Below are 8546 nucleotides of genomic sequence, written 5' to 3'. Positions count from 1 at the left end.
CGACCCACAGCTGACCCTGGCTGCCGCCGGGCCCGGCGGCGCGCCAACGGGCGCCGACATCGCGCCCGTACTGGCCGCTCAACACCGGAGAGTCGCCAAGGCTCAGGTCCAGCTTGAGCGGTACCGTCTGGGAGGCACGCTTGCCCAGCGGTGCCGGCAGTGCGATCGACAGCCCCTCCAGGGTGCTTTCCAGCGACAGACGCTGGGCATCGAGCTCAAGCCGGCCTTGCCAGGGGAAGGAGCCAGACAGCAGTACCCCAGGCTCGAGCCCCGCCCAGTCCAGCAGCGCCGGCGCATCGGCACGTCCGGACAGCGCCACGCTATCGTTGCTGCCCTGAAGGTCAGCCGCCACGCTACCACCGAGCACCTGGCCCTCAAGACGACCGGACAATCCACCTTCTTCGCCCTGCTGGGACCAGGTCAGGGGGCCGCTGACGTTCTCGAACTCGAGCTCGGTGCCCTGATGCACGACCCTCGCCGCACGGGCGTCGGCCTCGACTTTCAGGTCCAGGGCGTCCGGATCGGCCATCGGCAACGACAGCGACAACTGGCCAGTCACACTACCCTCGCCGCGCCAGTCACTGGCGGCCTCGGCACCCTCCACCGGCATCTCTTCGAGAAATGCCAGCAACTGCGTCAGCGACGCCGACAGCGGCCCTTCGACGCTGAGGACCTCGTCGGCCAGTTTGACGCTGGCGCCTTCGGTCTTCACGCCCTGGCTCTCGGCATGGTCTACGCGCGCCTCCAGACTGTCATCCTCGACGGACAGGTGGCCGCTGACGTTGGTAAGCGCCGGCCAGCCTTCGGCGTAGGGCACCCGCCCCTCGACGATATCCAGATCCAGGCTCAGACTGCTGTCGAGCTTCTCGCTGTCGAGGTCGTCCTGCTCACGCAGCGGCACGTGCAGGCGCAGCTGCCCCTGGGGCACCCGCCCCGCCAGACCACTGGCCAGCCAGTCCGCGAGTTCGGCGTCCACATCGTTGCGCAACAGCGGCATCGGCAACCACTCGCTCAAGGCGATATCCCGGGCGTTGACGTCGCGCATGTCCAGCTCAAGACCGAAGCCCCCGCGACGATCGGCGGCGATGGCCAGACCAAAGCCCCCTTCCACCTCGGCGTCGCGCCAGCCGACCTTGAGGTCGCGTCCACTGACGAAGCTGCGCGGCCCGTCGTAGGACCAGATCACCTCGCCGGTGGCGTAGTCGAGCTGCATGGGGGCGGCAAACAGCTCAGGGAAATGCATCGATGCCTGGCCAGCGTCGACGAAGTCCACTCGACCACGGGTGCCGTCGGCTTCCACCCAGACATCCAGCGGGCCGCCGCCGGGCGCACTCTCCCAGGGGTCGACCTCGACCCCCAGCGCGCTGACCCGGGCACGCCATTCGTCATCGAGCCTGCCAAAGCCCAGCCCGGTCACCTGACCGCGGGGCTTCAAGGCGTCCACCGCCCGGGCCAGGCCCTCAGGCAGGCGCAGACGCTCACGCCACTGCGCCAGTGCACCCAGCTCGAAGCCGCTGGCGTTGGCCCACCAGCCGTTTTCGCGGCTTTCCACGTGCCAGTACTGGGGCAAGGCGCCACCTTCCGGCGCGGTTTCGCCGTCGTCGCCGGTCCAGCTGACGTCTTCGGCGTCACCCTCGAACCAGGCCTCCCAGTCATCGACGTCGCGTCTCAGCCACTGGCCGCGCAATTCGGCCCCGTTGAGCACGATGCCACCAGGCGAGCCCTCGCCCATCTCCTGGGCGACCGCTGTCGCCATCGCGTCGCGCTGATTGAGCGCCAGGCGCGGTGCCAGTACATCGAGGCGCACATCCGCCAGGCGGCCATTATCCCAGCGCGCCCAGACGGTGGCGTCCCCGCTGGCCTCGTCGAAACGCAGCACGTCCTCGATGCCGATCAGTCGTGACAAGCCGGTCAGGCTGTCGAGCTGCATGGTGCCCTGCAGGGCGGCGCTGAAATTGCTTGCCTCGCGACTGCCCGGCGTCAAGGCCATGACGATCTCAATCGCCTCGGCGTCGCGATCCTCGATGAATACCTCACCCTCGATATGGGTGCGCATCTCATCGCCGGTCATCAACAGCCGCGGCGCATGCAGGGTGGTCACCTCGCGGCGCCCGTGCAGCACCACGCGCAGGTCATCGACCCAGGCACGTTGGCGCAGCATGACGCCGACCCAGAAGTCCAGACGCTCGAGGTCAAACTGCCCTTCGGGCATCAGTTCGGGGGGGATACGCGCCGGCTGTGGCCACAGCCAACGACGTTCGCGGTCCTGATAAAGGTGGAGGGTGACGCCCTGGAAGTGGGCCTTGTCGACCACCGGCAGCCCCTCGTCAAGGCTCGCCAGGGTGTCCAGGCGCACTTCACCGCGCTCGACCTGCAACAACGGATAGCTGCCCGTGGCGTCTTCGGCCTCGAGTCGCAGCCCGTCCAGGGTCAAGCCGGGGTCGAGGCCGTGCAGACTGCCTTCGAGACTCACCAGATGGGTCTCCGCCTCGAAGCGCGACGCTATCATCTCGACCAGTCGATCCTCGAGGCGATCGACCTGGCCCAGCGACACGCGCAGCACCAGCGACAGCAGCGCGGCCATCGCCAGCACTACCGCCACCAGCGTCAACAACCAGCGAGTCAGCAGGCGGATCGGCCTCATCGGATCACATCAGCACGATGTCGTACTGCTCCTGGGAATAGTGGGTCTCGACCTGAAAACGAATGGTCTTGCCGATAAATTCCTCGAGATCGGCGACCGCGGCCGACTCCTCGTCGAGCAGTCGGTCCACCACCGCCTGGGAGGCCAGCACCGCGTAGGTTTCGGCATTGTAGGCGCGCTCTTCACGCAGGATCTCGCGAAAGATCTCGTAGCACACCGATTCCGGCGTCTTGAGGGTGCCCCTGCCCTGGCAGGAGGGACACGGCTCGCACAGGGTCTGCTCGAGGCTTTCACGGGTGCGCTTGCGGGTCAGCTGTACCAGCCCGAGCTCAGTGACGCCGGTGCATTTGGTCTTGGCGTGATCCCGTTCCAGCGACTTCTCGAGCATCCTCAGCACCTGGCGCTGGTGCTCGGTGTCCACCATATCGATGAAGTCGATGATGATGATGCCGCCGAGATTGCGCAGACGCAGTTGACGGGCGATGGCGGTGGCCGCTTCGAGGTTGGTCTTGAAGATGGTTTCTTCGAGGTTGCGGTGACCCACGTAGGCGCCGGTGTTGACGTCGATGGTGGTCATCGCCTCGGTGGGGTCGATCACCAGATAGCCGCCGGACTTGAGCTGGACCTTGCGCGCCAGCGCCTTCTGGATCTCGTCCTCGACGCTGTACAGATCGAAGATCGGTCGCTCGCCGGCGTAATGTTCGATGCGTCCCACCGCCGAGGGCATGAACTCCTCGGCGAACTCGACCAGCTTGACGTGGTTTTCGCGGGAGTCGATGCGCACCTTCTCGATATCGTCGCGCATGACGTCGCGCAGGGTGCGCATGAACAAGGGCAGATCGTCGTAGATGACGCTGGGTGCCGGCGCGGTCAGCCGACGTTCGCTGACCTTGCGCCACAGCCGCAGCAGGAAGTGCATGTCGGCGACCATCTCCTCGAGCGTCACGCCCTCGGCGGCGGTGCGCACGATAAAGCCACCGGAGACCTCGATCTGCTGCTCGGCCGCGGCTTCCTCGACCAGACCGCGCAGGCGCTCGCGCTCGGTCTCGTCCTCGATGCGTTGGGACACGCCGTTATGAGGCGAGTCCGGCATGTACACCAGGTAGCGCGACGGTACCGACAAGTGGGTGGTCAGGCGAGCGCCCTTGGAGCCGATGGGGTCCTTGGTGACCTGAACCACCAGCGACTGGCCTTCATGCAAGAGCTGCGAGATGGACGGCTGGTCATCACCGTTGGCGCTGTGCTCACCGACATCGTGGGCGTGAATGAAGGCTGCACGAGACAGGCCAATATCGACAAAGGCCGCCTGCATGCCGGGCAGTACCCTCACCACCTTGCCCTGGTAGATATTGCCGACGATGCCACGACGCCTGGCCCTCTCGATGAAGGCCTCCTGCAGCACGCCGTTCTCCACCACGGCCACGCGGGTTTCCATGGGCGTCAGGTTGATGAGTACTTCACCACTCATTCGGCAGTCCTTGTCCTTTGATGTCTGGCGCCATTATGACATAGCCGCTGGCGGTTGCGATGGCGCTGGCGCCGGACCTCCCGTCCGGCTCGACTGAAGCAGCACACGCCTGCCGGTGGCCCAGCGGGCGGCTTGCCGTCTCGTCGAGCGGCGGCGCCACTACACCCTCACGCCACCCTCACGACACCGTCACAATAAAGCGCCGTTCCACACAGGCACGCGCTGTCGGCGCAGCAGGCTCGCCGTCTCGTAGAGCGGCAGCCCTACCACCGCGGAATAGCTGCCTTCGACGCGCTCGACGAAGATCGAGGCGAGCCCCTGGATGGCGTAACCGCCTGCCTTGTCGGCAGGCTCACCGGTGCGCCAGTAGGCGCGAATCTCGTCGTCCTGGAGCTCACGCATCAGCACATCGCTAACGACCGTTGCCTCGAGCACCCCGGCGGGTCCGCTGACCGCCACCGAGGTCATCACCTGATGCCAGCGCCCGGACAGCGAGCGCAGCATGACAAAGGCGTCCTCGGCGTCGACAGGCTTGCCGAGAATCTCGCCGTCGCGCACCACCGACGTGTCGGAGCCCAGCACCGGCAAGTCGAGGCCCGTCTCACGCCAGGCCTCGGTCTCGGCTTCTGCCCCAGCCCCAGCCCCAGCCACGGCCTTGGCCCGGGCCAGGCGGGCGACGTAATCCCGGGCCGCTTCACCAGGATGCGGCGTCTCGTCGATATCCACCGGCGCGATCTCCACCGCCACACCGATGCTCGCCAGCAGCTCACGCCGCCGGGGCGAGGCAGAGGCCAGGCGCAGCACCGGGGAATTCACATCAGCATCGAGGGGCTCACTCATCGCTTGCGTCTCCAACGCTTTCGTGGGGGCTCAGGTCATGAGGGATTCAGGTCTTGGCGGAACGCCGGCCGATGGCCTTGAACAGGGTCGCCAGCCAGGGCCACAGCGCCGCCCCGATCAACGATGGCATCAGAAACGACAGGTGCATGGAAAACGGGCCGAACAGGGTACGCAGCCACTGTTCCACCAACTGCACCAGTCCCAGCAAGACGAAGATCAGCACCGCCTGCTGGAGCAGCGAGTAGGTCCTGAAGCGGGGATATACCAGCGCCGAGAGGAAGGCCAGCAACGACAGCGTCAGCGCGCTCTGCCCGAGCGGCGCCCCTTCGATGAGGTCCAGCAGCAGGCCCAGCACGAAACCATGAAAGACGCCCACCCGGTCGGGCTGTGCCATGCACCAGTACAACAGCATCAGGCCCAGCCAGTCGGGCCGCCAGACCTGCCAGCCGTCGGCCATGGGCATGACCTGCAGACACAGCGCCAGAGACAGGGTCAACCATACCCACACCAGGCTGACGCGAGGGGTAGCGGCCATCAGTCGTCCTCCTCGTCTTGCTCGGGGGGCGTCAACAGCTCACCCAGGCGGCGGGCTGCCTCGACGGCCTCGGGGTCCAGTTCCGGGTGCCAGCGTCCTCGCGAGACGTCGAGCGCAGGCTCCGGCGGAAACAGCAGAAGGAAGTGACGCGAGCGCTGCAACTGGGCGACGGGAGCGGCGCTGACCGTGGCGAAGGGCTCGCCAGGATCGTGACTGACGTCGCTGACCCTGGCCACCGGATAACCCGCAGGAAAGCGTCCGGCCAGGCCGGAGCTCATCAGCAGGTCACCGACGCGAATGTCGGCGGTATCCGGCACGTGCAGCACCTTCAGCGCGTCGTAGCTGCCGGTACCCTGGATGATGAAGCGAAGCCCGTTGCGATTGACCTGGATCGGCAAGGCGTGACTGGCATCGGTAAGCATCAGCACGCGGCTCGAGTAGGCGGAAAGCTCGCTGACCTGACCGGCGATACCGGAGGAGTCCATCACCGGCTGACCGACATAGACGCCATCGCGGCGGCCACGATCGATCACCATCTGGTGGGTGAAGGGGTCGGGATCCAGCGACAGCAGTTCGGCGGTGAGGTAAGGCACCTCGTGATCCCGGGCGGCGTCGAGCAGCTCGCGCAGGCGCACGTTCTCGGCGGTCAGGCTGGCCATGCGCTGTACCCGATGGGACAGGGTCAGCAGCTGCTCGCGCAGTCGCGCGTTCTCTTCCACCAGCGAGCGTTGCTCGGACAGCGCCAGGGCGCCCCAGTTGAGCACGTCACTGGGCAGACTGACGGCCCACTGGATCGGCGCCACAAGCGTCGACAACTGGGCACGCACCGATTCCATTCGGGTGAAGTGGGTATCGACAAACATCAGCCCGCCCGCGAGCACCGCACACAACAGCATGCGGTACCCGGGCACGGAGCCATGCGAGAACAGCGGTTTGATAGGCCGACTCCCTGGAGGTCCTGGGCCAGACGTCGTCAGTCGCTGGAGAGCAGCTCGAAGGTGTGCTGATCGATCATCTCCAGCGCCTTGCCGCCACCACGTGCCACGCAAGTGAGCGGGTCATCGGCGACCACCACCGGCAGGCCGGTCTCTTCGGCGATCAGCTTGTCCAGATCACGCAGCAGCGCGCCACCACCGGTCAGCACCAGGCCGCGCTCGGCGATGTCTGATGCAAGCTCGGGCGGTGACTGTTCCAGGGCGCTCTTGACCGCCGACACGATGGAGCCCAGCGGCTCCTGCAGGGCGTCGAGGATCTCGTGGGAATTGAGGGTGAAGCTGCGCGGAATGCCTTCGGCCAGGTTGCGACCGCGCACGTCGATTTCGCGCAGCTCGCCGCCCGGATAGGCACAGCCGATCTCTTCCTTGATGCGCTCGGCGGTGGCTTCGCCGATCAGGCTGCCATAGTGGCGCCGTACATAGGAACTGATGGCCTCGTCGAAACGATCGCCGCCGATGCGGATGGACTCGGAATAGACCACGCCATTGAGCGAGATGATAGCGATCTCGGAGGTACCACCACCGATGTCGACAACCATCGAACCCTGCGCCTCTTCCACCGGCAGCCCGGCCCCGATGGCCGCGGCCATGGGTTCCTCGATCAGGAAGACTTCACGGGCACCGGCGCCCTCGGCGGACTCCTTGATGGCGCGACGCTCGACCTGCGTGGACATGCAGGGAACGCACACCAGGACCCGGGGGCTCGGCGTCAGGAAGGTGCTCTGATGCACCTTGCGGATAAAGTACTGGAGCATCTGCTCGGTCACGGTGAAGTCGGCGATGACGCCGTCCTTCATCGGACGAATGGCGGTGATGTTTCCGGGGGTGCGGCCCAGCATGCGCTTGGCATCGGCGCCGACCGCAGCAACGCTGCGCATGTTGCCGGACTGCCGAATCGCGACCACGGAGGGTTCATCCAGGACGATCCCGCGATGACGCACATAGATGAGCGTATTGGCCGTCCCCAGGTCGATCGACAGATCGCTGGAAAACACACCTCGTAAACGTTTGAACATGGATAAAGATACCTAGTGCAGACCGGAAACCCTGTGCGGACGCAAACGGTATCACTGACCCCCCCTAGCGGCAAGCGTGATGCGCGTCTCCCTTGACCGGCAAGACCTGCCCGACGACGCGCGAATGTGGTACCTTCTGCGGTCATTTCATGGACCCCTTCCGTCGAGGAATTGATCATGGCGCTTGAACACGCCGAGGTCCTCCGTGCCGCTCACCTGGCCCGGATCGACCTTTCTGAGAATGACGCAGCCCACTATCACGACGATCTCGGCCGGATCCTGGAGATGGTCGATCAGCTCCAGGCGCTCGACACCGAAGGCGTCGCCCCGCTGGCTCACCCCCTCGATGCCACCCAGCGCCTGCGCGCCGACGAGGTCACCGAGAACGACCAGCGCGAGCACTTCCAGCGCTGCGCTCCCCAGGTCGAGAATGGCCTGTACCTGGTGCCGCGGGTCGTCGAGTGACCCCGCGCCCCACCCTTCTCGACATTGGATTCACGCATACAGGGAGCCAGGCCCATGCATGACAGGACACTGACCGAGATCAGCCAGGCGCTCGACGCCGGCGAGATCTCCAGTCGCGAGCTGACCCAGGATCTGCTCGGACGCATCGACCGCCTCGACGGCACACTCAACAGCTTCGTCAGCGTCACCGCCGACCAGGCTCTCGAGGCCGCCGAAGCCGCCGACCAGGCCCGCGCCCGCGGCGAAGCCGGCCGCCTGACCGGCGTGCCGCTGGCACTCAAGGACATCTTCTGCACCCAGGGGGTCAAGACCAGCTGCGGCTCGAAGATGCTCGACAACTTCGTCGCCCCCTACGACGCCACCGTGGTGGAAAAGCTCAAGGCCGCCGGCACGGTCAGCCTGGGCAAGACCAACATGGACGAATTCGCCATGGGCTCCTCCAACGAGTCGAGCTTCTATGGCCCGGTCAAGAACCCGTGGGATCTTGACGCCGTCCCCGGCGGCTCCTCCGGCGGCAGCGCCGCCGCTGTCGCCGCCGGCCTGGTGCCGGCGGCGCTGGGTACCGATACCGGCGGCTCGATCC

8 protein-coding genes are annotated in these 8546 nt (G+C 66.2%); 2 read left to right on the top strand and 6 right to left on the bottom strand.

The window, feature by feature from the left end; genetic code table 11:
• The 6 genes from NH448_RS22660 to NH448_RS22635 form a co-directional block, all read right to left on the bottom strand.
• Positions 1-2644: DUF3971 domain-containing protein (locus tag NH448_RS22660; RefSeq protein ID WP_253029519.1), on the bottom strand; the 2644-nt coding region annotated here is incomplete at its 3' end.
• A gap of 4 nt (positions 2645-2648) precedes the next feature.
• On the bottom strand, positions 2649-4112 hold the full coding sequence (gene rng, locus NH448_RS22655; RefSeq protein ID WP_045993056.1) for a ribonuclease G: 1464 nt from the start codon (positions 4110-4112) through the stop codon (positions 2649-2651).
• Between the two features lie 189 nt (positions 4113-4301).
• A complete protein-coding gene (locus tag NH448_RS22650) occupies positions 4302-4952 on the bottom strand; it encodes a nucleoside triphosphate pyrophosphatase (protein ID WP_253029518.1) in 651 nt (216 codons plus the stop codon).
• A gap of 46 nt (positions 4953-4998) precedes the next feature.
• Positions 4999-5487: a rod shape-determining protein MreD gene (gene mreD / locus NH448_RS22645; RefSeq protein ID WP_045993054.1), complete on the bottom strand. Its 489-nt coding sequence runs from the start codon at positions 5485-5487 to the stop codon at positions 4999-5001.
• Positions 5487-6383: a rod shape-determining protein MreC gene (mreC, locus tag NH448_RS22640; protein WP_045993053.1), complete on the bottom strand. Its 897-nt coding sequence runs from the start codon at positions 6381-6383 to the stop codon at positions 5487-5489. The genes mreD and mreC overlap by 1 nt, the downstream gene beginning before the upstream one ends.
• Positions 6384-6460: 77 nt before the next feature.
• Positions 6461-7498 carry a rod shape-determining protein gene (locus NH448_RS22635; RefSeq protein WP_045993052.1) on the bottom strand — a complete coding sequence of 346 codons (1038 nt, stop codon included), beginning with the start codon at positions 7496-7498 and terminating at the stop codon, positions 6461-6463.
• A 177-nt stretch (positions 7499-7675) separates the two neighbouring features.
• Here NH448_RS22635 and gatC point away from each other — a divergent pair, with 177 nt between their 5' ends.
• On the top strand, positions 7676-7963 hold the full coding sequence (gene gatC / locus NH448_RS22630; RefSeq protein WP_045993051.1) for an Asp-tRNA(Asn)/Glu-tRNA(Gln) amidotransferase subunit GatC: 288 nt from the start codon (positions 7676-7678) through the stop codon (positions 7961-7963).
• A gap of 54 nt (positions 7964-8017) precedes the next feature.
• Positions 8018-8546: amidase (locus NH448_RS22625; RefSeq protein WP_253029517.1), on the top strand; the 529-nt coding region annotated here is incomplete at its 3' end.

This window comes from Halomonas sp. OfavH-34-E, assembly GCF_024124525.1.
Taxonomy (GTDB): domain Bacteria; phylum Pseudomonadota; class Gammaproteobacteria; order Pseudomonadales; family Halomonadaceae; genus Halomonas; species Halomonas litopenaei.
This window is presented reverse-complemented; position numbering and strand designations above follow the sequence as displayed.

Coding starts and splice junctions, on each gene's coding strand:
- NH448_RS22635 (WP_045993052.1), bottom strand. CDS start 7,498: ATGTTCAAACGTTTACGAGGTGTGTTTTCCAGCGATCTGTCGATCGAC.
- NH448_RS22650 (WP_253029518.1), bottom strand. CDS start 4,952: ATGAGTGAGCCCCTCGATGCTGATGTGAATTCCCCGGTGCTGCGCCTG.
- rng (WP_045993056.1), bottom strand. CDS start 4,112: ATGAGTGGTGAAGTACTCATCAACCTGACGCCCATGGAAACCCGCGTG.
- mreC (WP_045993053.1), bottom strand. CDS start 6,383: ATGCTGTTGTGTGCGGTGCTCGCGGGCGGGCTGATGTTTGTCGATACC.
- gatC (WP_045993051.1), top strand. CDS start 7,676: ATGGCGCTTGAACACGCCGAGGTCCTCCGTGCCGCTCACCTGGCCCGG.
- mreD (WP_045993054.1), bottom strand. CDS start 5,487: ATGGCCGCTACCCCTCGCGTCAGCCTGGTGTGGGTATGGTTGACCCTG.